At 68.0% G+C, this 23,902-nt stretch carries 28 protein-coding genes and 1 pseudogene; 21 read left to right on the forward strand and 8 right to left on the reverse strand.

Annotation, left to right across the window (positions count from 1 at the left end):
* Positions 1–9: 9 nt before the first annotated feature.
* The 18 genes and pseudogenes from DD542_RS06140 to DD542_RS06220 all read left to right on the forward strand — a co-directional run bounded on the left by DD542_RS06140 (position 10) and on the right by DD542_RS06220 (position 13,851).
* Positions 10–423, forward strand: coding sequence for a DUF971 domain-containing protein (locus DD542_RS06140; RefSeq protein ID WP_066153022.1), 414 nt, complete (start codon positions 10–12; stop codon positions 421–423).
* A gap of 20 nt (positions 424–443) precedes the next feature.
* A complete protein-coding gene (gene ubiE / locus DD542_RS06145) occupies positions 444–1,175 on the forward strand; it encodes a bifunctional demethylmenaquinone methyltransferase/2-methoxy-6-polyprenyl-1,4-benzoquinol methylase UbiE (protein ID WP_066153025.1) in 732 nt (243 codons plus the stop codon).
* 159 nt (positions 1,176–1,334) lie between these two features.
* Positions 1,335–1,817, forward strand: a pseudogene (locus tag DD542_RS06150) (Tim44-like domain-containing protein); the annotation flags it as partial.
* A gap of 86 nt (positions 1,818–1,903) precedes the next feature.
* Positions 1,904–2,425, forward strand: coding sequence for a hypothetical protein (locus DD542_RS06155; protein ID WP_127804463.1), 522 nt, complete (start codon positions 1,904–1,906; stop codon positions 2,423–2,425).
* Complete coding sequence (ubiB, locus tag DD542_RS06160) at positions 2,422–3,987, forward strand: ubiquinone biosynthesis regulatory protein kinase UbiB (protein WP_127804465.1); 1,566 nt, start codon at positions 2,422–2,424, stop codon at positions 3,985–3,987. Before DD542_RS06155 ends, ubiB begins: the two co-directional genes overlap by 4 nt.
* A 159-nt stretch (positions 3,988–4,146) precedes the next feature.
* A complete protein-coding gene (locus DD542_RS06165) occupies positions 4,147–4,452 on the forward strand; it encodes an FmdB family zinc ribbon protein (RefSeq protein ID WP_127804467.1) in 306 nt (101 codons plus the stop codon).
* A 22-nt stretch (positions 4,453–4,474) separates the two neighbouring features.
* The gene (locus DD542_RS06170) at positions 4,475–5,140 is read left to right on the forward strand and encodes a DUF502 domain-containing protein (protein ID WP_066153040.1); all 666 of its coding nucleotides are present in this window, start codon (positions 4,475–4,477) and stop codon (positions 5,138–5,140) included.
* Between the two features lie 48 nt (positions 5,141–5,188).
* Positions 5,189–6,991, forward strand: coding sequence for an aspartate--tRNA ligase (gene aspS / locus DD542_RS06175; protein ID WP_079366799.1), 1,803 nt, complete (start codon positions 5,189–5,191; stop codon positions 6,989–6,991).
* A 67-nt stretch (positions 6,992–7,058) separates the two neighbouring features.
* Positions 7,059–7,529: a dihydroneopterin triphosphate diphosphatase gene (nudB, locus tag DD542_RS06180; protein ID WP_079366800.1), complete on the forward strand. Its 471-nt coding sequence runs from the start codon at positions 7,059–7,061 to the stop codon at positions 7,527–7,529.
* Positions 7,530–7,695: 166 nt separating this feature from the next.
* A complete protein-coding gene (locus tag DD542_RS23540) occupies positions 7,696–7,839 on the forward strand; it encodes a hypothetical protein (RefSeq protein ID WP_157576127.1) in 144 nt (47 codons plus the stop codon).
* Positions 7,840–7,890: 51 nt separating this feature from the next.
* The gene (locus DD542_RS06185; RefSeq protein WP_079366801.1) at positions 7,891–8,619 is read left to right on the forward strand and encodes an endonuclease/exonuclease/phosphatase family protein; all 729 of its coding nucleotides are present in this window, start codon (positions 7,891–7,893) and stop codon (positions 8,617–8,619) included.
* 44 nt (positions 8,620–8,663) lie between these two features.
* Positions 8,664–9,947, forward strand: coding sequence for a cardiolipin synthase ClsB (gene clsB / locus DD542_RS06190; RefSeq protein WP_079366850.1), 1,284 nt, complete (start codon positions 8,664–8,666; stop codon positions 9,945–9,947).
* Positions 9,948–10,017: 70 nt separating this feature from the next.
* Complete coding sequence (gene folE / locus DD542_RS06195; protein WP_306292805.1) at positions 10,018–10,728, forward strand: GTP cyclohydrolase I; 711 nt, start codon at positions 10,018–10,020, stop codon at positions 10,726–10,728.
* Between the two features lie 10 nt (positions 10,729–10,738).
* Complete coding sequence (locus DD542_RS06200) at positions 10,739–11,164, forward strand: BLUF domain-containing protein (protein ID WP_066153054.1); 426 nt, start codon at positions 10,739–10,741, stop codon at positions 11,162–11,164.
* A gap of 62 nt (positions 11,165–11,226) precedes the next feature.
* A complete protein-coding gene (locus tag DD542_RS06205) occupies positions 11,227–12,108 on the forward strand; it encodes an EamA family transporter (protein WP_079366851.1) in 882 nt (293 codons plus the stop codon).
* Between the two features lie 5 nt (positions 12,109–12,113).
* Entirely contained in the window at positions 12,114–12,962 is an 849-nt protein-coding gene (locus DD542_RS06210) for a DUF429 domain-containing protein (protein WP_127804469.1), read from the forward strand.
* Positions 12,963–12,985: 23 nt separating this feature from the next.
* Entirely contained in the window at positions 12,986–13,486 is a 501-nt protein-coding gene (locus tag DD542_RS06215; protein ID WP_127804471.1) for a 6,7-dimethyl-8-ribityllumazine synthase, read from the forward strand.
* 11 nt (positions 13,487–13,497) lie between these two features.
* On the forward strand, positions 13,498–13,851 hold the full coding sequence (locus DD542_RS06220; RefSeq protein ID WP_127804473.1) for a DUF1161 domain-containing protein: 354 nt from the start codon (positions 13,498–13,500) through the stop codon (positions 13,849–13,851).
* An 18-nt stretch (positions 13,852–13,869) separates the two neighbouring features.
* Here DD542_RS06220 and DD542_RS06225 read toward each other — a convergent pair whose 3' ends face one another.
* The 3 genes from DD542_RS06225 to DD542_RS06235 form a co-directional block, all read right to left on the reverse strand.
* On the reverse strand, positions 13,870–14,715 hold the full coding sequence (locus tag DD542_RS06225; protein ID WP_127804475.1) for an enoyl-CoA hydratase-related protein: 846 nt from the start codon (positions 14,713–14,715) through the stop codon (positions 13,870–13,872).
* The gene (locus DD542_RS06230) at positions 14,678–15,916 is read right to left on the reverse strand and encodes a DNA polymerase IV (RefSeq protein ID WP_127807301.1); all 1,239 of its coding nucleotides are present in this window, start codon (positions 15,914–15,916) and stop codon (positions 14,678–14,680) included. Before DD542_RS06230 ends, DD542_RS06225 begins: the two co-directional genes overlap by 38 nt.
* A 99-nt stretch (positions 15,917–16,015) precedes the next feature.
* The gene (locus DD542_RS06235; protein ID WP_164868355.1) at positions 16,016–16,552 is read right to left on the reverse strand and encodes an anti-sigma factor; all 537 of its coding nucleotides are present in this window, start codon (positions 16,550–16,552) and stop codon (positions 16,016–16,018) included.
* A 167-nt stretch (positions 16,553–16,719) separates the two neighbouring features.
* On the opposite strand from DD542_RS06235, the gene DD542_RS06240 reads away from it, so the two are divergent.
* Together DD542_RS06240 and DD542_RS06245 are read left to right on the forward strand one after the other, a co-directional pair.
* Positions 16,720–17,961, forward strand: coding sequence for a hypothetical protein (locus tag DD542_RS06240; protein ID WP_164868356.1), 1,242 nt, complete (start codon positions 16,720–16,722; stop codon positions 17,959–17,961).
* Positions 17,962–18,063: 102 nt separating this feature from the next.
* Positions 18,064–19,077 carry a BLUF domain-containing protein gene (locus tag DD542_RS06245; RefSeq protein WP_127804481.1) on the forward strand — a complete coding sequence of 338 codons (1,014 nt, stop codon included), beginning with the start codon at positions 18,064–18,066 and terminating at the stop codon, positions 19,075–19,077.
* 1 nt (position 19,078) lies between these two features.
* Here DD542_RS06245 and DD542_RS06250 read toward each other — a convergent pair whose 3' ends face one another.
* The 5 genes from DD542_RS06250 to DD542_RS06270 form a co-directional block, all read right to left on the reverse strand.
* Positions 19,079–20,233: an alpha-hydroxy acid oxidase gene (locus DD542_RS06250; RefSeq protein WP_127804483.1), complete on the reverse strand. Its 1,155-nt coding sequence runs from the start codon at positions 20,231–20,233 to the stop codon at positions 19,079–19,081.
* Between the two features lie 110 nt (positions 20,234–20,343).
* A complete protein-coding gene (locus tag DD542_RS06255) occupies positions 20,344–21,726 on the reverse strand; it encodes a sensor histidine kinase (RefSeq protein ID WP_127804485.1) in 1,383 nt (460 codons plus the stop codon).
* A 9-nt stretch (positions 21,727–21,735) separates the two neighbouring features.
* Positions 21,736–22,113: a response regulator gene (locus DD542_RS06260; protein ID WP_079366808.1), complete on the reverse strand. Its 378-nt coding sequence runs from the start codon at positions 22,111–22,113 to the stop codon at positions 21,736–21,738.
* 75 nt (positions 22,114–22,188) lie between these two features.
* Positions 22,189–22,497: a BON domain-containing protein gene (locus DD542_RS06265; RefSeq protein ID WP_066153086.1), complete on the reverse strand. Its 309-nt coding sequence runs from the start codon at positions 22,495–22,497 to the stop codon at positions 22,189–22,191.
* Between the two features lie 53 nt (positions 22,498–22,550).
* On the reverse strand, positions 22,551–22,982 hold the full coding sequence (locus DD542_RS06270; protein ID WP_127804487.1) for a BON domain-containing protein: 432 nt from the start codon (positions 22,980–22,982) through the stop codon (positions 22,551–22,553).
* Positions 22,983–23,258: 276 nt separating this feature from the next.
* On the opposite strand from DD542_RS06270, the gene DD542_RS06275 reads away from it, so the two are divergent.
* On the forward strand, positions 23,259–23,891 hold the full coding sequence (locus tag DD542_RS06275) for a response regulator transcription factor (RefSeq protein ID WP_127804489.1): 633 nt from the start codon (positions 23,259–23,261) through the stop codon (positions 23,889–23,891).
* Positions 23,892–23,902: the final 11 nt, after the last annotated feature.

Below are 23,902 nucleotides of genomic sequence, written 5' to 3' on the forward strand. Positions count from 1 at the left end.
GAGGCCCCCATGGCTGGACTCAACAAGGACACCCCGACGCCGCAGGACATCACCGTGCACAGCGCCTCGCGCGTGCTGGAGGTGGCGTTTTCCGACGGTGCGCACTTCCGCATCCCGTTCGAGTTGATGCGCGTCTACTCGCCTTCGGCCGAGGTGCAGGGCCACGGGCCTGGACAGGAAACGCTGCAGACCGGCAAGCGCGATGTGACCCTGGTGGCGCTGGAGCCGGTGGGCAACTACGCGGTGCAGCCCACCTTCTCGGATGGCCATGATTCCGGCATCTACGCCTGGGATTACCTGTATTTCCTGGGATCGCAACAGGAACAACTCTGGAACGATTACCACCAGCGGCTTCAGGCCGCAGGGGTGGACCGCGATGCACCGATGCCGGAAAAGGGCGGACACGCCTGCGGCAGCCACTGACCCCGACGGAGACCCATTCCATGGCCACGACCCATTTCGGCTTCCAGACCGTCGACGAACAGGAGAAGGCGAAACACGTGCGCAGCGTGTTCGATTCGGTCGCGCCCAAGTACGACGTGATGAACGACCTCATGTCGGCCGGCCTGCACCGCATCTGGAAGCGCTACACCATCACCGTGGCCAACCCGCAACCGGGCCAGCAGGTGCTGGACATCGCGGGCGGCACCGGCGACCTCTCGCGTGCATTTGCCCGGCGCGTGGGCCCGACCGGCCGGGTGGTGCACACCGACATCAACGAGGCCATGTTGCGCGAAGGCCGCAATCGCCTGCTTGATGAAGGCCTGGTGCTGCCGACCATGGTCTGCGACGCCGAGAAGCTGCCATTTGCCGACAACAGCTTCGATTTCGTTTCGGTCGCCTTCGGTTTGCGCAACATGACGCACAAAGACCAGGCCCTGTCGGAGATGCGCCGCGTCCTCAAGCCGGGGGGCAGATTGCTGGTGTTGGAGTTTTCCCGCGTCGCCAAGCCGTTGGAAAAGGCTTATGACTGGTATTCGTTCAACGTGTTGCCGAAGCTGGGTCAGATGGTGGCGGGCGATGCCCACAGCTACCAGTACCTGGCGGAGTCGATCCGCATGCATCCCGGGCAGGAGGAACTGCGCCAGCTGATGAAGTCGGTGGGCTTTGGTCATGTGGACGTGCACAACCTCAGCGCGGGGGTGGTGGCACTCCACGTCGGTATCAAGTGTTGATGACGGGGACAAGAGGAGGACAGCGTCATGGAAGCTCGGTGGTGGTCGGATTTGCTTGGGGGGCGCCGTGCGCAGCGCAAGACGCTGCGCCGCAACGAGTCCACGACCGGAGCGCCCGGCCTGCTGGCAGGGGTGGGGCCGGACGGCGCGGTGTCGGCGCCCCGGGGATACAGCCCCAAGAACGTGGGCAACGACGCGTCGGCGCGGCCCTGGGAATCTCTGGCGGATGCTCCGCGTCCGCCCGAACCGGCTGGCCAGAATGCCGGAGGGTTTGATGCCGAAAGCTTCCTGCGGGCGTCCAAGACGAACTTCGTGAATCTCCAGGACGCCTGGGACCGCTCCGACATTGCCAGCCTGCGCGCCATGATGACCGGCGGCATGCTGGCCGAGATCCAGACCCAGCTGGCCGAGCGCGAGCGCGCCGGTGCCGCCCCGAACAAGACCGAGGTGGTCATGCTGGAAGCGCAGTTGCTCGGTCTGGAGGAGCAGGACGAAGCCTACCTGGCGAGCGTCGAGTTCTCCGGTCTGATCCGCGAGGACCCGTCGGCTGGCCCGAACCCGTTCCGGGAGATCTGGAACATCACCCGCCCCAAGTCCGGGGATGCTGGCTGGCTGGTGGCCGGGGTGCAGGCGCTGCGGTAAAAGGCGGCACGGTTATCCGTCAGAATCGGGGGATCATGAACAGTGAATCCCCCAACCATTCGACCAGTTCCCGTTCTCCTTTGGGCATGCTCCAGTCCCTGCTGGGCAGTGTCCGGCCGCCCGAATGGGTGGTGGACGAGGTCCAGAACCGGGTGGTGCTGTTCCTCAACCACGTCCTGATGCAGGAACCCCAGGCGCAGCAGCGTCTGCGCCGCCAGTTGGGCAAGCCGGTGCGCGTGGCCTGGGGCGACTTCCACCTCACGCTCGCTCCCACCGCCGCCGGCCTGCTGGAGCGGCCGGCCGGTGACCGGCAGCCCGATCTGCACGTGACCGTGACCCAGACCTCGCCCTTCGCCCTGGCCCAGCAGGTGCTGGGCGGCGAGCGGCCGAATGTCGACATCCAGGGCGATGTGCAGCTGGCGGCCGAGGTGGCCTGGCTGGTGGACAACGTGCGCTGGGATGTCGAGGAAGACCTGTCGCGGCTGGTCGGTGACGCTGCTGCGCACACCCTGGTGGGTGGCGCCAAGTCGGCTGCGGCCGGTCTCAAGGCATTTGTCGGTCGCCGTTCACCGACCGAACCGGGTCACAGCGACGGACCCTCGGCATGACGCGGTTGCTCCGCGGACTGTTCATCGTCTGGGTGGTGCTGCGCCACGGGCTGGACGAGCTGGTGTTGTCCAGCTTCCAGCGGCCGGGCATCCGGCTGCTGACGCGCATCGTTTCGGTCGGTCGCAACCTGGATGCGCCACGGGGCCAGCGCCTGCGCGAGGCGCTGGAGCGCCTGGGTCCCATCTTCGTCAAATTTGGTCAGGTGCTCTCGACCCGGCGCGACCTGCTGCCGCCCGACATCGCCGACGAACTGGCCCGACTGCAGGACCGGGTGCCGCCGTTCGACAGTGCCATCGCCGTGGCCACCATCGAACGCGCCTTTGGCAAGCCGCTGGATGCGGTGTTCAGCCATTTCGACCACACACCGGTGGCCAGCGCCTCGATCGCCCAGGTGCACTTCGCCATCTTGCGGGACGGACGCCACGGCGGGCGCGAGGTGGCGGTGAAGGTGCTGCGGCCCAACATGCTGCCGGTGATCGAGAAAGACCTGAGCCTGATGCGCATGATGGCCGGCTGGGTCGAAAAGCTCTCGGCCGATGGCAAGCGGCTCAAGCCGCTGGAGGTGGTCGCAGAGTTCGACAAGTACCTGCACGACGAGCTGGACCTGCTGCGGGAAGCCGCCAACGCGGCCCAGCTGCGCCGCAACATGGCGGGCCTCAATCTGGTGCTGATTCCGGAGATGTTCTGGGACTACTGCCACACCGAGGTGATGGTGATGGAGCGCATGCATGGGGTGCCCATCAACCGGGTGGACGAGCTGCGCCAGAAAGGCGTGGACATACCCAAGCTGGCGCGCGATGGTGTGACCATCTTCTTCACCCAGGTGTTCCGCGACGGGTTTTTCCACGCTGACATGCACCCGGGCAACATCCAGGTCAGTGTCGATCCGGCCACCTTCGGTCGTTACATCTCGCTCGATTTCGGCATCGTCGGCACGCTGACCGAGTTCGACAAGGAATACCTGGCGCAGAACTTCACTGCCTTCTTCCGGCGCGACTACAAGCGCGTGGCCGAGCTGCACATCGAAAGCGGCTGGGTGCCGCCCGAGACCCGGGTGGACGAGCTGGAATCGGCCATCCGCGCGGTGTGCGAACCGTACTTCGACCGCCCGCTCAAGGAAATCTCGCTCGGCATGGTGCTGATGCGCCTGTTCCAGACCTCGCGCCGCTTCCATGTGGAAATCCAGCCCCAGCTGGTGCTGCTGCAGAAAACCCTGCTCAACATCGAAGGTCTGGGCCGCGATCTGGACCCGGAGCTGGACCTGTGGAACACCGCCAAGCCCTTCCTGGAGAAGTGGATGCTGGAGCAGGTCGGCCCGCAGAAACTGCTGCAGCAGCTCAAGGCCGAGGCGCCGCAGTACGCCAAGCTGCTGCCGGCGCTGCCGCGCCTGCTGCAGGACTACCTGCAGCACCGGCCGCACCAGCTGAGGGCCGAACTGGACGAACTCATGGCGGAGCAGCGGCGGACCAACCGCCTGCTGCAGTACATCATCTACGGCGGGATCGGCTTCGTGCTGGGGCTGATCGTCACCCAGGTGATGCTGCGCATCCGCCTTTGGTGAGGGGTCGACCGGCGGGCTGCCCTTGAAGGCGCGGGTGGGGTGCCCCACCTATAATGACGGGTTTTGTTCAACTTCCCGGCGCCCCGCCGTGTTTGCACCGCCGAGGTGCATTTCGGGCCCTTTGGGCTGTGGTCGCCGGGCCATTCCACCGTTCACGCCATGCCGATCTATGCCTACAAGTGCGAGTCCTGCGGCCATGCCAAGGACGTCCTGCAGAAAATCTCCGACGCGCCGCTGACGGAATGCCCGGCCTGCGGCGCCGCCACATTCAGCAAGCAGCTGACCGCCGCCGGTTTCCAGCTCAAGGGTTCGGGCTGGTACGCGACCGACTTCAAGGGCGGCTCAGGTGGCACGGCCGCCGCGGCCACTGGCACGGCAGCCGCGTCCTCGACCGAGTCCAAGCCGGCCGAAACGGCCAGCGCCGCACCGGCCACCCCCTGTGGCGGCTCCTGCGCCTGCCACTGATCGAAACGGAAAGACCTTCCCTGTGGCCAACCTGCGCAAGTGGCTGTTCTCGGGCCTGCTGGTCCTGGTGCCCCTGATCATCACCCTCTGGGTGCTGGACTGGGTGGTGTCCACGCTCGACCAGACCTTGCGCATCCTGCCCGGTGCCTGGCAGCCGGACCAGCTGTTCGGCTTTCATGTGCCCGGCCTGGGCGTGATCTTTGCGCTGGTGGTGGTGCTTTCCATCGGCGCCCTGGCGTCCAACATCATCGGCCACCAGTTGGTGAACTGGTGGCACGCCCTGCTGCACCGCATTCCGGTGGTGCGCTCCATCTACTCGGGCGTCAAGCAGGTCTCCGACACCCTGTTCTCCGAGAAGGGCAATGCCTTCCGCAAGGCCCTGCTGGTGCAGTGGCCGCAGGAGGGCATGTGGACCATCGCGTTTCTGACGGGCACGCCCCAGGGCGAGGTGCTGCAGCAGCTGCGTACCAAGCCGGGCAGTGCCGCCGACGAAGACTTCGTCAGCGTCTACGTGCCCACCACCCCCAACCCCACGGGCGGCTACTTCGTCATGGTGCGCGCGCGCGACTGCGTGGAGCTGCAGATGTCGGTGGATGAAGCGCTGACCTACATCGTCTCCATGGGTGTGATCGTGCCCGGTGGACCCAAGAACCCCAACCTCAAGGCGACCGCTTCCGCGACCGCCTGATACCCGGGGCTGCCGCTGTGCAGCCCGCCTGCTGAAAGAAGAACCGATATGGCCATGCGTTCCCACTATTGCGGTCTGGTGACCGAAGCCCTGCTGGGGCAAACCGTGCAACTCTGCGGCTGGGTGAACCGCCGCCGCGACCATGGCGGTGTGATCTTCATCGACCTGCGCGACCGCGAAGGCTACGTGCAGGTGGTCTGCGATCCGGACCGCCCGGACATGTTCAAGACCGCCGAAGACGTGCGCAACGAATTCTGCGTGCAGGTCACCGGTCTGGTGCGCGCCCGCCCCGCCGGCACCACCAACGACAAGCTCAAGAGCGGCCAGATCGAGGTGCTCTGTCACGAGCTGAAGGTGCTCAACCCCTCGGTCACGCCGCCGTTCCAGCTGGACGACGACAACCTGAGCGAGACCACGCGCCTCACGCACCGCGTGCTCGACCTGCGCCGCCCGTACATGCAGAACAACCTGATGCTGCGTTACCGCGTGGCCATGGAAGTGCGCAAGTTCCTGGACGCCAACGGCTTCATCGACATCGAAACCCCGATGCTGACCAAGAGCACGCCCGAAGGCGCGCGCGACTACCTGGTGCCCAGTCGCGTGCACGACGGCCACTTCTTTGCGCTGCCGCAAAGCCCTCAGCTGTTCAAGCAGCTGCTGATGGTGGCCGGATTCGACCGCTACTACCAGATCACCAAGTGCTTCCGCGACGAGGACCTGCGCGCCGACCGCCAGCCCGAGTTCACCCAGATCGATATCGAGACCTCGTTCCTGACCGAGCAGGACATCCGCGACATGTTCCAGGGCATGATCAAGACGGTGTTCCAGAACGTGCTGAACGTGGACCTGGGCGAGTTCCCGGTCATGGCCTACGGCGAAGCCATGCACCGCTACGGTTCCGACAAGCCCGACCTGCGCGTGAAGATGGAGTTCACCGAGCTCACCGACGTGATGGCCGACGTGGACTTCAAGGTCTTCAGCGCGCCCGCCACCATGAAGAACGGCCGCGTGGTCGCCCTGTGCGTGCGCGGCGGCGCCGAGATGAGCCGCAGCGAGATCGACGCCTACACCGAGTTCGTCAAGATCTACGGCGCCAAGGGCCTGGCCTGGATCAAGGTCAACGAAGTGGCCAAGGGCAAGGACGGCCTGCAGTCGCCCATCGTCAAGAACCTGCACGACAAGGCGATTGCCGAGATCCTCTCGCGCACTGGTGCGCAGGACGGCGACATCATCTTCTTCGGCGCTGACAAGGCCAAGATCGTCAACGACGCCATCGGCGCGCTGCGCCTGAAGATCGGCCACAGCGAACTGGGCAAGAAGAACGGCCTGTTCGAGGACCGCTGGGCGCCGATGTGGGTGGTGGACTTCCCGATGTTCGAACACGACGAGGAAGAAGACCGCTGGACGGCCGTGCACCACCCCTTCACGGCACCCAAAGACGGCCACGAGGACTGGATGGTCACCGCGCCCGAGAAGTGCATCGCCAAGGGCTACGACATGGTGCTCAACGGCTGGGAAATCGGTGGCGGCTCGGTCCGCATCCACCGTGCCGATGTGCAGCAGAAGGTGTTCGACGCGCTGAAGATCACGCCCGAAGAGGCGCAGCTCAAGTTCGGCTTCCTGCTGGACGCGCTGCAGTACGGCGCCCCCCCGCACGGCGGCCTGGCCTTCGGCCTGGACCGCATCGTCACGCTGATGACCGGCGCCGAGTCGATCCGCGACGTGATCGCCTTCCCCAAGACCCAGCGCGCCCAATGTCTGCTGACCCAGGCGCCCAGCCCGGTGGACGAGAAGCAGCTGCGCGAGCTGCACATCCGGCTGCGCAACCCGGACGCGGTCAAGCCGGCCTGAACAGGGCTTCGGCTAGGATGAAAGGGCGCCTGCGGGCGCCTTTTTTTGTGCCGCCTACCGAACCACCGTGCCGTCCTCTCCCCCCTACAAAATCCCCGAGTCGGTGCTGGTGGTGATCCACACCCCGGCGCTGGAGGTGTTGCTGATCGAGCGGGCCGAGTCGCCGGGTTTCTGGCAGTCGGTGACCGGGTCCAAGGATGCGTGGGACGAGCCGTTTGACGTCACGGCCGCGCGCGAGGTGGCCGAAGAAACCGGGCTGGATGTGTCCGCGCCAGGTCACCGGCTCAGCGACTGGGGCCTGCAGAACATCTACGAGATCTATCCGCAGTGGCGCCACCGGTATGCGCCCGGGGTGGTCCTGAACACCGAGCGGGTGTTCGGCCTGTGCGTGCCCGAGGCTCGGCCGGTGGTGCTCAACCCACGGGAGCACCGGGCGCAGGTCTGGCTGCCCCGGCTGGAGGCGGCGGACCGGTGCTTTTCGTTCTCTAACGCGGAGGCCATCTTGCAGCTGCCACGCATCTTTCAAGCAGAAAGATAGGCTTTCTGCAACCTTCGGCTAGGCCTGATCTAGTGTTGTTTTGCCAAATCTTCGGGACGGCCGTCACAGCGCCCCCGCTGAACCTGCTGCGGCTGGAGGAATACCTGTCGGCGGCGCCCGGCGTCTGGGTCAAGCCGCGCGAGCCGCTGGCGCAGCTGGGTGGTGGATGCCTGCATCGAAGAGGCGCAGGCGGGGCCACGTGGTGCGCGGCGCGCTGTTCCGGGTGCGCATCGAGGGCGAGGCCGAGTCGCTGGCCGCGGGGGTGTTCCGCAAGGTGGCATCTGTGCTGGTGCGGGAAGGCGGCTTCTAAGCCCCCAAGCTCCGCTGCTTGCGCGGGTTGCTGGCGTGCGATCATTCGTATATGAGCATCCTGCGAGTCGCGACCTACAACATCCACAAGGGCGTTCAGGGCCTGGGGCCAGTGCGCCGGCTGGAAATCCACAACCTGGCGCATGCGGTGGAGCAGTTCGACGCCGACATCGTCTGCCTGCAGGAGGTGCGGCGCCACCACCGCAAGCTGGAAAAGCACTTCACCCGCTGGCCCGACCTGGAGCAGGCCGACTACCTCTCGCCCGAGGGTTATGAGTCGGTCTACCGCACCAATGCCGTGACGCGCCACGGCGAACACGGCAACGCGCTGCTGTCGCGCTGGCCGGTGCTGGACACCCGCCATTCGGATGTGTCCGACCACCGCTTCGAGCAGCGCGGCCTGCTGCACGTGCACCTGCTGATCGACGGGCGCGAGGTGCATGTGGTGGTGGTTCACTTCGGCCTCATCCACGCCAGCCGCGAGCGCCAGGTCCAGCGACTGGGGCGCTACGTGGCCAATGAGGTGCCGGCCGACGCGCCGCTCATCGTGGCTGGCGACTTCAACGACTGGGGCGCCCAGCTGCTCAAGCCGATGGCGGCGCTGGACCTGCGCACCTTCGACGGCATCCGGCTGCCAACCTACCCGGCGCGCCTGCCGATGCTGCACCTGGACCGCATCTACATGCGCGGGCTCAGGCCGGTGAGCGCGCATGTGCCGCACGGCCGGGCCTGGACGCGCATGTCCGACCACCTGCCGCTGATCGCCGAGCTGGAACTGTGAAAGCCGACGGACCTGTCGACCCCCCTTTGGCCGACGACAGGCCCTTGGCGCCGCCCAGACCTGGCCACCAGCTGCTGCTGCTCGAAGGTGGCGACGCGCTGTTCCCCGCGCTGGTCGAGGCGATGGACGCTGCCCGGCGCGTGGTGCACCTGGAAACCTACATCTTCGAATTCGCCGGCTCCGCGCTCAGTGTGGCCGAGGCGATGGAACGCGCCGCCCGCCGCGGCGTGCTGGTGCGCCTGGTGGTCGATGGCGTGGGCACGCCCAGGGTGCCAGAGGAGTGGCAGCGCCGCTTTGCCGCGGCCGGCGTGCGCTGGCGGGTGTATGCGCCGCTGGGCGGGCTGGGTCTGCTGATTCCCAGCAGCTGGCGGCGCCTGCACCGCAAGCTGTGTGTGGTCGACGGGCTGGTCGGATTCTGTGGCGGCATCAACATCATCGACGACCGCGACGACGTGTCGCTGGGCCGGCTGGAGGTGCCGCGGCTCGATTTCGCGCTGCGCGTGGCCGGGCCGCTGGTGGAGGACATGGTGGACACCATGGAGACGCTGTGGTGGCGGCTGCAGGCCGTGCGCAAGGCGCGCGAGCGCGAGTTCCGGGCCGCCTGGGAGGCGTTCAAGGAAGCCCAGCCGGTGGGCGACTTCACGCGCTTGCTGCGCAAGGTCGAGCTCTACACCGGCTTCGGGTCGCGGGTCAACACCGACGCCGAAAGCGGAAGTTCGGTGCTGGTCAGCGACGGTCCGATGGGTGTCAACGACGCGCGGGCCACCCTGCTGCTGCGCGACAACGTGGGCCACCGGCACGACATCGAAAGGGCCTACCTCAAGGCCCTGGGCACGGCCCGACACGACATCGTGATCGCCAATGCCTATTTCATCCCCGGCCGCAAGCTGCGCAAGGCCCTGACCATGGCGGCGGCCCGCGGGGTGCGGGTGCGGCTGATGATGCAGGGCCGCTACGAGAACTTCTTCCAGTACCGCGCGGCCCGCCCGGTCTACCAGCGGCTGGTGGACGCCGGCATCGACATCCGCGAGTACGCGCCCAGCGCCCTGCACGCCAAGGTGGCGGTGGTGGACCGCGCCTGGGCCACGGTCGGTTCGACCAATCTGGACCCGCTGTCCCTGCTGCTGGCGCGCGAGGCCAACGTCATGACCACCGACCGGCGGTTCGCCGAACTGCTGCACCAGCGACTGGACATGCTGCTGGAACACGCCGGACAGAAACTGGACGCCCGGGCCCTGGACAGCCGCCCCTGGCACCAGCGCCTGCTGGACCGGATCGCCTTCATGGCCATGCGGACCCTGCTGTTCCTGACCGGCCACCGGTACTGAAACCCCTGGGGGCCGTGGGCCGGGGGTGCGGTGTTAGCATGGCCCGATGCTGATGAAATCCGGAACACCCATGAGCAATTCAGAACAGCTGGACGACGGTGAAGGCACCCCCGTCTCGGTCAAGATCCGCGAGCGCCTGAAGGCCGCGCGCCACCGCTTCCACTCCAACGACAACATCGCCGAATTCATCGAACCCGGCGAGCTGGAGAAGCTGCTGGACGAGGTGACGGTCAAGATGCAGGGTGTGCTCGACGCCATGGTGATCGACACCGAGAACGACCACAACACCGGCGACACCGCGCGCCGCGTGGCCAAGATGTACCTCAAGGAGGTCTTCAACGGTCGTTACGTCAAGGGTCCGAGCGTCACCGAATTCCCCAACGCCGAGCACCTCAACGAGCTGATGATCGTCGGCCCGATCACGGTGCGCAGTGCCTGCAGCCACCACTTCTGCCCGGTCATCGGCAAGATCTGGATCGGCGTCATGCCCAACGAACACACCAACGTGATCGGCCTCTCGAAGTACGCGCGGCTGGCCGAGTGGATCATGGGCCGTCCGCAGATCCAGGAAGAGGCCGTGGTGCAGCTGGCCGACCTGATCCAGGAGAAGACCCAGCCCGACGGCCTGGCCATCGTCATGGAGGCCAGCCACTACTGCATGGCCTGGCGCGGCGTGAAGGACATGGACAGCAAGATGATCAACTCGGTCATGCGCGGCGTGTTCCTCAAGGACCCCAACCTGCGCCGCGAATTCCTCTCCCTCATTCCCCGCAAATCCTGAGGAAACCACCATGCTGGTACGCCTGCTCTACGTCAGCCGTGCGATCGACAAGGACTGCGCCAAGTCCATGGAGTCGATCCTCGAAACCTCCCGCGCCCACAACCTCCACCACGGCATCACCGGCGTGCTGTGTTACGGCGGCGGCATCTTCCTGCAAGCCATCGAGGGCGGGCGCGACGCGGTCAACACGCTCTACAACCACATCGTGCTCGACAAGCGCCACACCGACGTGGCGCTGCTGCACTACGAGGAAATCAGCGAGCGCCGCTTCGGCGGCTGGACCATGGGCACGGTCAACCTGGCCAAGCTCAACACCTCCATCGTTCTCAAATACTCCGAGCGTCCCGAGTTCGACCCGTACCAGGTCTCGGGCAAGGTGTCGCTGGCCTTGCTCGAAGAGCTGATGGCGACTGCCAGCATCATTGGTCGGGCCTGACCCCTTCCCTCTGAGGCCGCAGTGCCCCGCTGACGGGCCTGCGGTCTTTCTTTTGGTTTCGAGTGACCCCCACCGCCTTCGCGCTCATCGTGCTCGCCGGCCTGATCCACGCGGGCTGGAACATCGTGGCCAAGAAGGCCGCGGGCGATGCGCGCTTCGCCTTCTTCACCGCCTTCATCATGATGCTGCTCTGGGCACCGCTGGGCTGGTGGCTGGGGCGCGACGTGGTGCCGACCTGGGGCCGCACCGAGTGGGCGCTGGTGGTGGCCAGCGGCGTGTTGCATGTCTTCTATTACGTGATCCTGTTGCGCGGCTACCGCAAGGCCGACCTTACGGTGGTCTACCCGCTGGCGCGCGGCAGCGGCCCGCTGCTGTCGTCGCTGGTCGCCATCGTGTTCCTGGGCGAGCGCATCTCGGCCCTGGGCGCGGCGGGCATCGCGGGCGTGGTGCTGGGCGTGTTCCTGATCGCGGGCGGTCCGGGCCTGTGGCGCGCGGCGCACGACCCGGTGGCGCGCAAGCGGGTGCGCAAGGGCATGTTCTACGGCGTGCTCACCGGCGCCTTCATCGCGTCCTACACCCTGGTCGACGGCTATGCGGTGCGCTGGCTGCTGATGTCGCCCATCCTGGTGGACTACATGGGCAACTTCGTCCGCGTGGCCTTGCTGGCGCCGGCCGTGCTGCGCGACCGCGCCACCGCCTGGGTGCTGTGGCAGAAGCAGTGGCGCTACGCCCTGGCCGTCGCGGCGGTCAGCCCCATCGCCTACGTGCTGGTGCTCTACGCGATGCAGCAGGCGCCGCTCTCGCACGTGGCCCCCGCACGCGAGGTGTCGATGCTGTTCGCGGCGCTGATCGGCGGCCAGCTGCTGGGTGAGGGTGAACGCGGTCTGCGCATCCTGGGGGCCTGCTGCATCGCGGCGGGCGTGGCGGCGCTGGGACTCGGGTGACGGCGATGGACAGGCACCCCGTCACCCTGCTGGGCTGCGACTTCACCAGCGCGCCCTCGAAGCGCAAGCCGGTCACACTGGCCGTGGGCCGCAGCGACCGCGGGCGCGTGCTGCTGGAGCGCATCGAGACCTTCGAGACCCTGGACGCCTGGCAGGCCCGGCTGGCCGAGTCGCCCGGCGGCGGCTGGGTCGGCGGTTTCGACCTGCCGTTCGGCCTGCCGCGCGAGCTGGTCGAAACCCTGGGCTGGCCCACCGCCTGGTGCGACTGCATGGCGCACTATGCGGCGCTCTCGCGCGAACAGATCCGCGATACCTTCGCGGCCTTCTGCGATGCGCGCCCCGCCGGTGGCAAGTTCGCCCACCGCGCCACCGACGGCCCGGCCGGGTCGAGCCCGAGCATGAAGTGGGTCAACCCGCCGGTGGCCTTCATGCTGCACGCGGGCGTGCCGCGCCTGATCGCCGCCGGTGCGAGCCTGCCCGGCCTGCACGAGGGTGACCCGCGGCGCGTGGCGCTGGAGGCCTACCCCGGCCTGCTGGCGCGCAGTGTGCTCGGCAGCACCTCGTACAAGAGCGACGACCGGGCGAAGCAGACGCCCGAGCGACTGATCGCGCGCAAGACCCTGATCCACGCGCTGGAGCTGGGCGACGCGCCGCTGCTGCGCGGCACCGGCCTGCGCCTCAAGCTCAGCCACGCCCAGCGCGACGCCCTAGCCGACGACGCCAGCGGCGACACCCTCGACGCGGTGCTCTGCCTGCTGCAGGCGGCCTGGGCGCTGCAGCAGCACACCTCGGGTCACCCCTGTTACGGTCTGCCACCGTTCGACCCGCTCGAAGGCTGGATCACCGGGGCCTGACATCCCGGACAATACCGGCATCCATGAGCACCACCACCCCCGCCACCTTTCCCACCGGTCTGCCTGCCGGTCTGCGCTTTGCCTTCGTCGAGGCCGTCTGGCACGCCGACATCGTCCAGCAGGCGCGCGACGCCTTCCTCGCCCGCATGGCCGAAGCCGGCATCGGCCCGGAGCGCATCGACCTGTTCGATGTGCCCGGTGCGTTCGAGATTCCGCTGCACGCCCAGCGCCTGGCCCGTTCGGGCCGCTACGCCGCCGTGGTCGGCAGCGCGCTGGTGGTGGACGACGGCATCTACCGTTTCGACGCGCTGATGCAGACCGTGGTCCAGGCCATGATGAACGTGCAGCTGGACACCGGTGTGCCGACCATCCTGGCCGTACACACGCCGCACCACTTCCGCGAACACGCCGAGCATCGCAAGTACTTCCTGCGCCACTTTGCGGTCAAGGGCACCGAGGCGGCCGACGCCTGCCTGCAGACCGTGGCCGGTTTGCGGCGGCTCGACGGCTTGCTGGCGTCCTGAGAGGGCGTGCGATGAGATCCACACGCTGGGCCGCGCTGGCCCTGGGCCTGGTGAGCAGCGGTGCTTTTGCCGCCGACATCTGCGAACCGCTGCGCGAGCACATCGAGTTCCAGATCGCCAGCACCGGTGCCACCGGCTTTGCGGTGATCGTGGTGGACGCGGACGCCGAGGTGGCGGGCAAGGTGGTCGGCACCTGCGCCCGCGGCGCGCGCAAGCTGGTCTACGTGCGAGCCAGCACGCCACCGGCAGCGGGACGCCCGGCCCGGCCGGCCGCCACCGTGGCCTCGCGCACGGAGGACGAGGACATCATCACCGAGTGCCGCGACGGCACCGTGGTGCGCGGCAACGCCAGCTGCAAGCCCTGAGCGGCGCCCACCGCGCGCTCAGCCCAGTTCCTTGAAGGATTGCAGCGCCGACAGCGGCGTGAACGAGCCCGTGCGCTTGTCCTTCATCGCGGCGATCGACTCGCGCACGTGTGCGTTGCTCCAGATCGCGCCCTGCAGCCAGCCCATCTGGCGCAGGCTGTCCTCCACGCTGTGGTCGCGCGCGTAGGTCACGGCCTGCTTGGTGCCCCAGATGGCGATGGGCGGCTTGCTGGCAATTTCTTTCGCGCACTGCAGCGCGGCGGCCAGCAGGGCCTCGGGCGTGTCGAACACCTCGTTGATCAGGCCGTAGGCCAGCGCCTTGGCGGCCGGCAGGCGGCGGCCGGTGTAGGCGAGCTCCTTGACCACGGCGAAGGGCACCAGCTTCGGCAGCCGCTGCAGCGTGCCGACGTCGGCCACCATGCCGATGTTGATTTCCTGGATGCAGAAGAAGGCATCCTGCGTGGCGTAGCGGATGCAGCCGGTGGTGACCATGTCCACCGCGCCGCCGATGCAGCCGCCCTGGATGGCGAAGATCACCGGGCAGCGCAGCGCCTCAATCTTCGTGAACGTGGCCTGCATGTCGGTCAGCAGGTCGAAGATGGCGGCGCGGCCTTCCGGGCTCTGGTCGTCCATCTGGATGGCACCGGCGAAGGTCTCCAGTGCCATGCCGGCACTGAAATGTTTGCCGGTGGAGCTGATGACCAGCGCGCGCGCCGTGCCGTCTCTGTGCAGCTGCGTGACGATCTCGTCCAGCTCGCGCCAGAAGGTCGGGTGCATGGTGTTCATCGCCTCGGGGCGGCTGAGCACCAGATGGGCAATGTGCCCGTCAATCCAGTTCAGGGAAAAGCAGGTCGGTGCGCTCATGGTCGGCTTTCGGGTGTCGGGGGGGAGGGGTCGCGCCACTGTAGTGCGCCGCCTCGGCACCTTCTGTCCCGGGTTTGACCAGCTTGCCCACGCGCACGCCCAGCAGGCGGAAGCGCCGGGACAGGTCCACCCGCTTGAGGCACAGGCCCGCGTGCCGGCGGATGACGGCCGCATCGGCGGTGGCCACGGCTATGGTGGTGTCGCGCGTGACCTTCTCGAAGTTGTCGAAGGTGATCTTGATGCCGATGGTGCGGCCGGTGTAGCCCTTGCGCTGCAGGTCTGCGGCCACCTGCTCGCACAGCTGTGTGAGGATGGCGCCGGCCTCGGCCCGGTCGCGCACCGCGTGCAGGTCGCGGTCGAAGGTGGTCTCGCGGCTCATGCTGACCGGCTCGCTCTCGGTCTCCACCGGCCGGTCGTCCCGGCCCCAGGCGGACTCGTGCAGCCAGGCGCCATAGCTCTTGCCGAAGGTTTCGACCAGCCAGGTCTTGTCACGCGCCGCCAGCTCGCCGATGGTGTGGATGCCGTGGCTTTGCAGCTTCGCGTCCGCCTTGGGTCCGACGCCATTGATCTTGCGGCAGGGCAGGGGCCAGATCATGCTTTCCAGGTCGTCAGGCCGCACGATGCTGATGCCGTTGGGCTTGTTGAACTCGCTCGCCATCTTGGCCAGCAGCTTGTTGGGCGCCACGCCGATGGAGCAGGTCAGGCCGGTGGCCTGGAAGATGGATTTCTGGATCAGCCGCGCCAGCACGCGCCCGCCCTCGCGCTGGCCGCCGGGCACGTCGGTGAAGTCGATGTAGACCTCGTCCACGCCGCGGTCCTGCATCACCGGCGCGATCTCCAGGATGGTCTGCTTGAACAGGCGCGAGAGGCGTTTGACCTCCTCGAAGTCCACCGGCAGCAGGATGGCGTCGGGGCAGAGCTTCGCCGCTTTCATCAGCCCCATGGCCGAGCCGACGCCGAACTGCCGCGCTGCGTAGGTGGCGGTGGTGGCCACGCCGCGGCCCACGTAGTCCTTCAGGCGCGGAAAGAAGTCCGCCGGGATGCGGTCCAGCGTGGCCGGTCCCCATTCGCGTTCCGGGTAGGCCTGGCGCAGTCGCTCGAACATCTCGGCCTCGCGCCGGCGCCCGCCGCCGATGACCATGGGCAGGCCCTTGAGCTGCGGGTAGCGCAGCAGCTCGACCGACGCGTAGAACGCGTCCATGTCGAGGTGGGCGATGCGGCGGGGTCGGGGCGCGGACTCGGTCACGGTGCCGCGAGCATAGCGCCGCAGCGCCCGGCCGAGCCCGCCCCGGAGCGGCCCTTATATGGCCTTGTGCACCAGGGCGCCCTTGAACAGCCAGGGCAGGCGCGGGCCCTGGGCTTCCGGCACACCGCCCTTGTCTTCGACGCTGATCGCCAGCTCGGCCACGCCCGCCAGCGCCGCCTCCTGCGCCGGCAGCTGCAGGGTCTTGAACTTGCTCTCGATCACGCCCAGCGAGCGCGGCGCCTGGCCGTCCTTCACCGCCCACAGCTGCATGCTGTCCTCGCGGCCTTCCTTGACCTCGTTCAGGCGCTGCAGCTGCAGCACACCGGCCTGCGGGTCCATGGTCACCAGCATGGCCGCAGCCCCCTGGTCGTCCAGCAGCACCGCGATGTGGCGGATCTGCGGCACGTTGGCCACCTTGGCCTGCAGGTGGCCGATCTGCGCCTTGAGCTGTTCGTAGAGGCTGGCGCTGGCGGCCCAGCCCAGCATCAGCGCCAGCAGCAGGACGATGGCCAGTGCGCGCCACCACGGCGAGACGCGGCGGCTGGTGGGGGTGCGGGGGGGGTCGGTCGGGACGGTGTGCGGATCGTTCATGCCGGAAGTATGCCCGCGAGGGGCGGGGGGGGCGGGGCGCTGTCTGACACCAGCGGCGGTACACTGCGCCGCATACTGAACGCCGTCCACCGCCTGCGGCGCCGGCATCCGATGCCACAGAAGCGGAGGTCCTTTTTCACTCACGGCCAGACATGCAAGTTCTAGAAATGGCGATCTGGTCTGCCATGGCGGGTGTCCTGGTGACCCTGACCGTGGCGGCGACGTTCGACGTGGCCACCCGCCCCAGCCTGTCGTCGGCCCGCTCGTGGCTGAGCCTGGTGCTCACCGGTGGCGCCTGCATCCTGATGTCGGGCCTGCCGGAGGCGCTGTGGCCCTCCTGGAACGAGATCAACTGGCTGCCGCTGAAGGCCACGATCGGCCCCCTGTGCGGCGCGCTGGCGATGACCTACCTCGGGCTGTGGTCGGGCCTGCGCAGCGAAGACCTGCTGGTGCGGCGCGTGATGGGACCGGGTGCGTCGTTTCTGGTGGGCGGCACCTTCCTACTGCTGGGCCTGGTGGTCGCCGGCCTGCCGGCCGACACCGTGCTCCTGCTGACCGGCGCGGTCAACAGTCTGGCGGTGCTGATGGGCGTTCTGATCGCCGTGCGCAGCGTGACACTGGGCGACCAGCTCTCGCGCTGGATGGTGCTGGCCTGTCTCTGCCTGGCCCAGATGACCGCCGGGCTGTACGCCAAGGGCCTGGGCATGGACATGGGCAACGCCTACTGGACGCTCACCGCCTGTGCCACCGTCGGCTACTTCATCACCGTGGTCGTGCTGGTGCGCCAGCGCAGCCGCCACTTCCGGCACCTGCGGCGCCAGGCTGCGGGCCAGGTGCCGGCGATGGCCTCGGCCAGCCTCCCCGTCGGCGCCCATCTGGTGGCACGGGTGGAGGATGCGCTCTGGCGCAGCCAGCGCATGGGCCGCTCCTGCCTCGTGGCCGCGGTGTCGGTGTCCAACCTGTACGCCTACCGCGAGTCGCCGGTCATGAACCCGGAAGGGGACATCCTCGTGGCGCTGTCGGCGCGCATCCGGCAACTGGTGGGGTTCCGCAACGTCGTGGGCCTGTACCACCAGCGCTGCTTCGTGCTGGCCCTCTCGGCCGTTCAGGACCCGACGCGCGCCGAGCTGGTGACCGAGCGGGTGCTGCGCGAACTGCGCATGTCGGTCAGCGTCGGTCCCGATCCGCTCTCGCTGCCGTTCCAGCCGGAAGTGGCCATCGGTGTGGTCGACGTGCCGGCCGGCACCGACGAATCCGCCGCAGTCCGCATCATCAACCTGGCCGAACAACTGGCCCTGCATGCACACGACGAGCCCGAGCGGGTGCTGCGGCGCACCTGGGTGCTGCGGCCGCAGGCTCCGGTGGCGCTGTCGCCCTGGCTGGCCGAGACCCAGCCGGCCAGTCTCTGAACCCGGCTGGCGCCCCTCGCCGTGGCTTCAAAACCCCTGCAGGCATGACATCCTGCACAGCCTGTGCATGCTCGCACGGCCGTTGCAGGGGGACAATTTCGCATGAGTTCCGTACTGCAGGACCCCGACAACACCCTATGGCCCGACAGCGGCAGCGAACTGTCGCGCCAGGAGCTCGGCCGCCTGATCTATGCCAGCATTTGCCAGGTCGATGGGCCTGTGCTCGACGAGATGCGCCGCATCCGCGACCACGCGGTGGTCAACAACCAGGCCCACAACCTCCGTGTCGCGCTGATGCACCGCAGCGGCTGGTTCGTCGAGTGGATCGAGGGGCCGCCCGACGGCATCAGGGCACTGCTGGAACGGGTCGCGCTTGACCCGCGCCATCGCAGCCTGCGGGTGGTGCACGAGAGCGTGGGCAAGCCGCGCCTGTTCAAGCCCTGGATCGGCTCCATCGCCCAAACCACCGAGACCACCGGCGAGTTCGCGCGCCGCGTGATGGCGTTGCAGGAGCGCCACCAGAAGGGCAGGGGCTACGAGCCGGCCAGCGTCTGGCGCAGCCTGTGTTCACCGCTGCCGGGACACGTCGAGGTGGCCGCTGCGAACGACGGCAGCTACCAGCGGGTGATGATGATGTCGGCCGCCCGCACCGACGCCTTCGATCTGCTGCGCTGGCTGTCCGCCCACGAACAGCGGGCCGTGGTGCACCGGCGCTTTGCTGGTGCGGCGCGCGATGCGCTGGACGTGGAAAGCGACTACCTCGACCTGCCGCAGCAGGCCGCGGCCGGCCGGCGGCTGATCGTCAATGCCCGCAAGGGCCTGGCGATGGGCATGACCCACGCCTTTCTGCCCGACTACGCAGCGGTGGTGATCCTGCTGGATGCCGACGCCGAACGCAACGAACACCTGCTGGACCGGCTGCTGACGGCCTGCCAGCACGTGCACCACCAGCCGGTGATCGTCGGGCTGGGGGCCGACAGCTGGTTCAGCGACTCGCTGCGCAGCGCGACCGAGGCCCGTGGCCTGCGCTGGCACGAGGCCCGCGCGGTCGGACCGTCGTCCGACATGGCCACGCTGTGGTGGGCCCTCAAACGAATCCTCGACGCGCTGAGCTGATTCAGGCGGTCGGGTAGGTGCCCGGCAGCAGGATGCCGGTGTCCACGTTCTGGATGTTGGTGTGGCCGCAGAAGGCCATGGTGATGTCCAGTTCCTTGTGGATGATCTGCAGCGCCTTGAACACGCCTTCTTCGCCCATCGCGCCCAGGCCGTAGACCATGGCGCGGCCGATCATGGTGCCGCGCGCGCCCAGGGCCCAGGCCTTGAGCACGTCCTGCCCGCTGCGGATGCCGCCGTCCATCCAGACCTCGATCTGCTCCCCCACCGCGGCCACGATGGCTGGCAGGGCCTCGATGCTGCTGGGCGCGCCGTCGAGCTGGCGGCCGCCGTGGTTGCTCACCACGATGGCGTCGGCGCCGCTGGCCACGGCCAGTTTCGCGTCCTCCACGTCCATGATGCCCTTGAGGATCAGCTTGCCGCCCCACTGCGCCTTGACCCAGGCCACGTCTTCCCACGACAGCGTGGGGTCGAACTGCTCGTTGGTCCAGGAGGCCAGCGACTTCATGTTGGTCACCGCCTTCACGTGGCCCACCAGGTTGCCGAAGCTGTGGCGCTTGGTGCCCGCCATGCCCAGGCACCAGCGCGGCTTGGTCATGAGGTTGATGATGTTGGCGATGGTGGGGCTGGGCGGCGCGGTCAGGCCGTTCTTCAGGTCCTTGTGGCGCTGGCCGATCACCTGCAGGTCCAGCGTCAGCACCAGCGCGCTGCAGCGGGCCGCGCGGGCGCGCTCGATCATGCGGGCCATGGCCTCGCGGTCGCGCATCATGTAGAGCTGGAACCAGAACGGCGCCGTGGTGTTCTGCGCGATGTCCTCGATCGAGCAGATGCTCATGGTCGAGAGCGTGAACGGGATGCCGAAGCGCTCGGCCGCCCTGGCCGCCTTGATCTCGCCGTCGGCGCTCTGCATGCCGGTCAGGCCCACGGGCGCGATGCACACCGGCATCTTCACGTCCTGCCCCACCATCTTGGTGGCGGTGGTGCGGTTTTCCATGTTCACCGCCACGCGCTGGCGCAGCTTGATCTTCTGGAAGTCCTCGCTGTTGGCGCGGTAGGTGCCCTCGGTCCACGAGCCGGAATCGGCGTAGTCGTAGAACATGCGCGGCACGCGCTTCTCGGCCAGGACGCGCAGGTCTTCGATGTTGGTGATCACGGGCATGGGTTGTCTCCGGGGTGGGCTTGAATGCACCGGATCGTAGCGGCGGCGGTGGCGCGCGCCCATTGAAAACCGCTTTTCGGCTTTGAAATTTGCTGCGGGGGCGGCCCGGCTCAGGCCGGCACCGGCCGGGACGGCAGCGTCGCGACGATGGTGGTGCCGGCACCGGGCGCACTGTCCACCCGCAGCGTGCCGCCGTGCGACTCCACCCGCACGCGCATGCCCAGCAGACCGTGGCGACCGTGCGGCACGCGCTGCGGGTCGAAACCCTTGCCGTTGTCGTGAACGCTCAGGCGCACCGTGGCGCCCTCGGCCTGCAGGCGCACCCGGGCCTCGGTGCAGCCGGCGTACTTGCCGATGTTGGTCAGCGATTCCTGTGCGATGCGGTAGAGCGCGAGCTGCGCCGGTTTGTCCAGGGCCACGTCCTGCAGCTCGGCGTGCACCGGCCTGTCCAGCCGCTCGGCCATCTCGCGGCACAGGATCTCCAGCGCCTGCACCAGACCCAGCTGCGTCAGCGCGGATGGGTGCAGGTCTTCGATGATGCGGCGCTTGAGGGCGATGCCCTCGCCCAGGCGGGCCTCGATCGCCAGGATGCGCTCGACCGCCTTTGCGGGCAGGTCGGGCTGGCGGCGCAGCCGGGCGAAGTCCAGCTTCATCGACGTCAGCAGCCCGCCCATCTCGTCGTGCAGTTCGCGGGCGATGTGGGCGCGTTCGTCTTCGCGCACGTTGACCAGGTGGGTGGCCATCTCGCTCAGCTCGGCGGTGCGTTCCTTCACCCGGGCCGCCAGGCGCTGTCCTTCCTCGAGCATCTGCTGGTCGCCCCGGTGCAGCTGGCGCTGGAACAGGAACAGGCCGAGCATGGTGGCCAGCGCCAGCAGGTGCACGGCCATGCGGTTGATCATCAGCGCGTCGTAGAGGTTGACCCGCGACTTCTGCTGCACCGCGGCCGTCTGTTCCAGCACCTCGGCAAAGGCCTGGCGCAGGGCGTTGCGGCGCTCCAGGCTGGCGCTGCTGGCGGCGGCGGCGATCGCCGGGGCGCGCTCGCCGCGCGCCACCATGGCGATCCAGGACTCGGTGGTGCGGATGTGTTCGTCGATCAGGCGCTCGATCGGTTCCACCGACACCGTCTCCTCCGGAACTTCCCGGGTGAGCAGGGCGAAGGCGCTGTCCTTGACCGCTTGCAGCTCCTCCACCGCGGCGCGGTAGCGAATGGCCTCCTCGGGGCTGGCGGTGAGGATGTAGGAGCGGGCGTACAGGCCCACTTCTGTGAGCCGCTGCAACGTCTCGGCCGATTTCACGCGGGCGTCGGTGAGTGCGATGTCGTTGTCCAGCGTGGCCCCGGAGTGCTGGTAGGCGCTCTCGTTGACCACCATGCCCACCACCCCCAGGGCGATCACGATGGGCATGGTGTAGCGGCCGCGGGCGGCCAGTTCAAAGCGGTGGCGGAACCGCTGGACGCGTTCGGCGTCGGGCGTGAGGCTGGGCGGCGGAGGCATGCGGCAGTCTCAGGCCTCGGCCAGCTTGTCGCAATAGTCGATCAGGGCGTCGAGGTCGCGGGACTTGTCGAACACCTCGGCCGCCCCCAGCGCCAGGCAGCGCCGCCGCACCTCCGGGGTCGCGAAGTTGGAGAGCACCACGCGCTGGGCGCGCATCTGCATGCCCTGCGCCGCTTCCAGCACGCCCAGGCCGCTGCCGGCGGCCAGGAAGATGTCGACGATCACCAGATCCAGGTCGGTGGCATGTTCGTGCAACCCGCGCACCGCGGCCTCCTCGGAAGGCGCAGACCCCACGATCCGGACGCTGGTCAGCTCCTCCAGGGTGGCGACCAGGTTGCTGAGGATGGTGGGGTTGTCTTCGACGATGAATGCGCTGAGGGTTGGCATGGAACACGGGCCTGGAGAGTCCTGCAACGATAGCCACTGTGCGTGGCCACCGCTGTAGGACATGTCTGACACACTTTATTTCACGATGATGTCGTTGGTCACACGTGTGACGCCTTTCACGTTGGCCGCGATGGTGGCGGCCTGATCGCGTTCGGCGCTGTTCTTGGCAAAGCCCGAGAGCTGCACCACACCCTTGAGCGTTTCCACCTTGATGGACATGGCGCTGACGATCGGGTCTTCGGCGAAGCGGGCCTTGACCTGGGTGGTGATGGTGGTGTCGTCGATGTAGGACCCCACGGTCTGCTGGTCGCGCGCCACGGCGCAGCCGGTGATGGTGACAGCGCCGAGGGCGAGGGCCGAGGCGAGGGCGATGGTCTTGAGCATGTGGATCTCCTGTGTTGGGGGGGGGATCGGTGGTCGGTTCAGGGTCGGCCCTGTCAGCCCACCACCAGCTTGTTCTGGACCTCGGTCACGCCTTCGACGGCCTTGGCCAGTGTGGTGGCCCGTTCGGCGGCTTCGGCGCTGGGCGCCGGGCCGGTCAGCGACACCACGCCCTGCACGGTGTCGACCTCGATCTTGAGGGCGCTGAGCTGGTCGTCGGCGGCCAGTGCGGCCTTGACCTTGGTGGTGATGGCCATGTCCGTGGCCGCGGTGGTCACGGACTGGACGGCCTGCTCACCTTCGCGCTTGATGTCGGCGGCAGTGCTCTCCATGTCCTGGCGGGCCTGCAAGGCGGCCTGCTCGGTGCTGGTCATGGCGCCGTCGATCTTCTGGCCGACCGTGGCCTCTTCCTTCTGTCCGCAGGCGGTCAGCGACAGCAGAACGGCGGTGGTGGCAATGACCACTTGTGCTCGGTTGGAAAGTTTCATCTCGTGCTCCTTGGATGGGTTGGCGGAAGGCCGGGCCGGTGCGTGGACCGACCCGGAACAGCCAGGGCGAAGGACTCGCCGCGCTGTGTGGTCACTGTAGAAAACGCAGCGCCCGCGGGCTGTCGGTCGGGCCCCTGTGCCCCTGTAGGACAGCGCCCCGCCCGGCTGTCGGAGGGGTGTAGGAACTGTCTGACGGACAGCGCGGCTACCCCGCGCTACATTGGTTGAGCCGCCTGCGGGCGGCACGCACGAGAGAACCAGACACAAGGAGAACGCATGATCCGGATTGGCATCGTCGACGACCACGCGGTGGTGAGGGCCGGGCTGCGGCAGTACCTGGCCGACCATGTGGACCTGCGCGTCACGGGGGAAGCCACCAACGGCGCCGAAGCCCTGGAGCTGGCCCGGGGGGGCGAGGTGGACGTGCTGCTGCTGGACATCTCCATGCCCGACCAGAGCGGCGTGGACGCGCTCAAGGCCATCAAGGCCCGCTTCCCCGACCTGGCGGTGCTCATCCTCAGCGGCTTCCCCGAGGCGCACTACGCCACCAACCTGCTGCGCCTGGGCGCCAGCGGCTACCTCAACAAGGAGTGCGAGCCGGACGAGATCGTGCTGGCCATCCGCACCGTGTCCATGGGGCGCAAGTACATCAGCCAGGCGGTGGCCACGCTTCTGGCCGAAGGTGTGGCCGGCGGCTTGGACCGGCCGCCGCACGAGCTGCTGTCCGAGCGCGAGCTGCAGGTGTTCCTGCGGCTGGCCAAGGGCGAGACCATCGGCGCCATGGCCGAGGCGATGTTCCTGAGCGTGAAGACGGTGAGCACCTACCGCACCCGCGTGCTGGAAAAGCTCAAGCTCTCCAGCAACAGCGAACTCACCTACTACGCGATGACCAACGGGCTGATCCAGTGAGCCCGCGGGCG

The organism is Hydrogenophaga sp. NH-16 (genome assembly GCF_004006415.1).
Lineage (GTDB): Bacteria > Pseudomonadota > Gammaproteobacteria > Burkholderiales > Burkholderiaceae_C > Hydrogenophaga > Hydrogenophaga pseudoflava.

Excerpts from the sequence above, each read along its gene's own strand:
- DD542_RS06260 (WP_079366808.1), bottom strand. The coding sequence starts at position 22,113 with ATGCCAACCCTCAGCGCATTCATCGTCGAAGACAACCCCACCATCCTC.
- DD542_RS06265 (WP_066153086.1), bottom strand. The coding sequence starts at position 22,497 with ATGCTCAAGACCATCGCCCTCGCCTCGGCCCTCGCCCTCGGCGCTGTC.
- DD542_RS06200 (WP_066153054.1), top strand. The coding sequence starts at position 10,739 with ATGCTGGTACGCCTGCTCTACGTCAGCCGTGCGATCGACAAGGACTGC.
- DD542_RS06240 (WP_164868356.1), top strand. The coding sequence starts at position 16,720 with ATGGCGATCTGGTCTGCCATGGCGGGTGTCCTGGTGACCCTGACCGTG.
- DD542_RS06255 (WP_127804485.1), bottom strand. The coding sequence starts at position 21,726 with ATGCCTCCGCCGCCCAGCCTCACGCCCGACGCCGAACGCGTCCAGCGG.
- ubiE (WP_066153025.1), top strand. The coding sequence starts at position 444 with ATGGCCACGACCCATTTCGGCTTCCAGACCGTCGACGAACAGGAGAAG.
- DD542_RS06140 (WP_066153022.1), top strand. The coding sequence starts at position 10 with ATGGCTGGACTCAACAAGGACACCCCGACGCCGCAGGACATCACCGTG.
- DD542_RS06165 (WP_127804467.1), top strand. The coding sequence starts at position 4,147 with ATGCCGATCTATGCCTACAAGTGCGAGTCCTGCGGCCATGCCAAGGAC.
- DD542_RS06155 (WP_127804463.1), top strand. The coding sequence starts at position 1,904 with ATGCTCCAGTCCCTGCTGGGCAGTGTCCGGCCGCCCGAATGGGTGGTG.
- DD542_RS06230 (WP_127807301.1), bottom strand. The coding sequence starts at position 15,916 with ATGGACGCGTTCTACGCGTCGGTCGAGCTGCTGCGCTACCCGCAGCTC.
- DD542_RS06245 (WP_127804481.1), top strand. The coding sequence starts at position 18,064 with ATGAGTTCCGTACTGCAGGACCCCGACAACACCCTATGGCCCGACAGC.
- DD542_RS06185 (WP_079366801.1), top strand. The coding sequence starts at position 7,891 with ATGAGCATCCTGCGAGTCGCGACCTACAACATCCACAAGGGCGTTCAG.
- DD542_RS06220 (WP_127804473.1), top strand. The coding sequence starts at position 13,498 with ATGAGATCCACACGCTGGGCCGCGCTGGCCCTGGGCCTGGTGAGCAGC.
- DD542_RS06210 (WP_127804469.1), top strand. The coding sequence starts at position 12,114 with ATGGACAGGCACCCCGTCACCCTGCTGGGCTGCGACTTCACCAGCGCG.
- folE (WP_306292805.1), top strand. The coding sequence starts at position 10,018 with ATGAGCAATTCAGAACAGCTGGACGACGGTGAAGGCACCCCCGTCTCG.
- DD542_RS06235 (WP_164868355.1), bottom strand. The coding sequence starts at position 16,552 with ATGAACGATCCGCACACCGTCCCGACCGACCCCCCCCGCACCCCCACC.
- DD542_RS23540 (WP_157576127.1), top strand. The coding sequence starts at position 7,696 with ATGCCTGCATCGAAGAGGCGCAGGCGGGGCCACGTGGTGCGCGGCGCG.
- DD542_RS06250 (WP_127804483.1), bottom strand. The coding sequence starts at position 20,233 with ATGCCCGTGATCACCAACATCGAAGACCTGCGCGTCCTGGCCGAGAAG.
- DD542_RS06275 (WP_127804489.1), top strand. The coding sequence starts at position 23,259 with ATGATCCGGATTGGCATCGTCGACGACCACGCGGTGGTGAGGGCCGGG.
- DD542_RS06225 (WP_127804475.1), bottom strand. The coding sequence starts at position 14,715 with ATGAGCGCACCGACCTGCTTTTCCCTGAACTGGATTGACGGGCACATT.
- DD542_RS06270 (WP_127804487.1), bottom strand. The coding sequence starts at position 22,982 with ATGAAACTTTCCAACCGAGCACAAGTGGTCATTGCCACCACCGCCGTT.
- DD542_RS06215 (WP_127804471.1), top strand. The coding sequence starts at position 12,986 with ATGAGCACCACCACCCCCGCCACCTTTCCCACCGGTCTGCCTGCCGGT.
- aspS (WP_079366799.1), top strand. The coding sequence starts at position 5,189 with ATGGCCATGCGTTCCCACTATTGCGGTCTGGTGACCGAAGCCCTGCTG.
- ubiB (WP_127804465.1), top strand. The coding sequence starts at position 2,422 with ATGACGCGGTTGCTCCGCGGACTGTTCATCGTCTGGGTGGTGCTGCGC.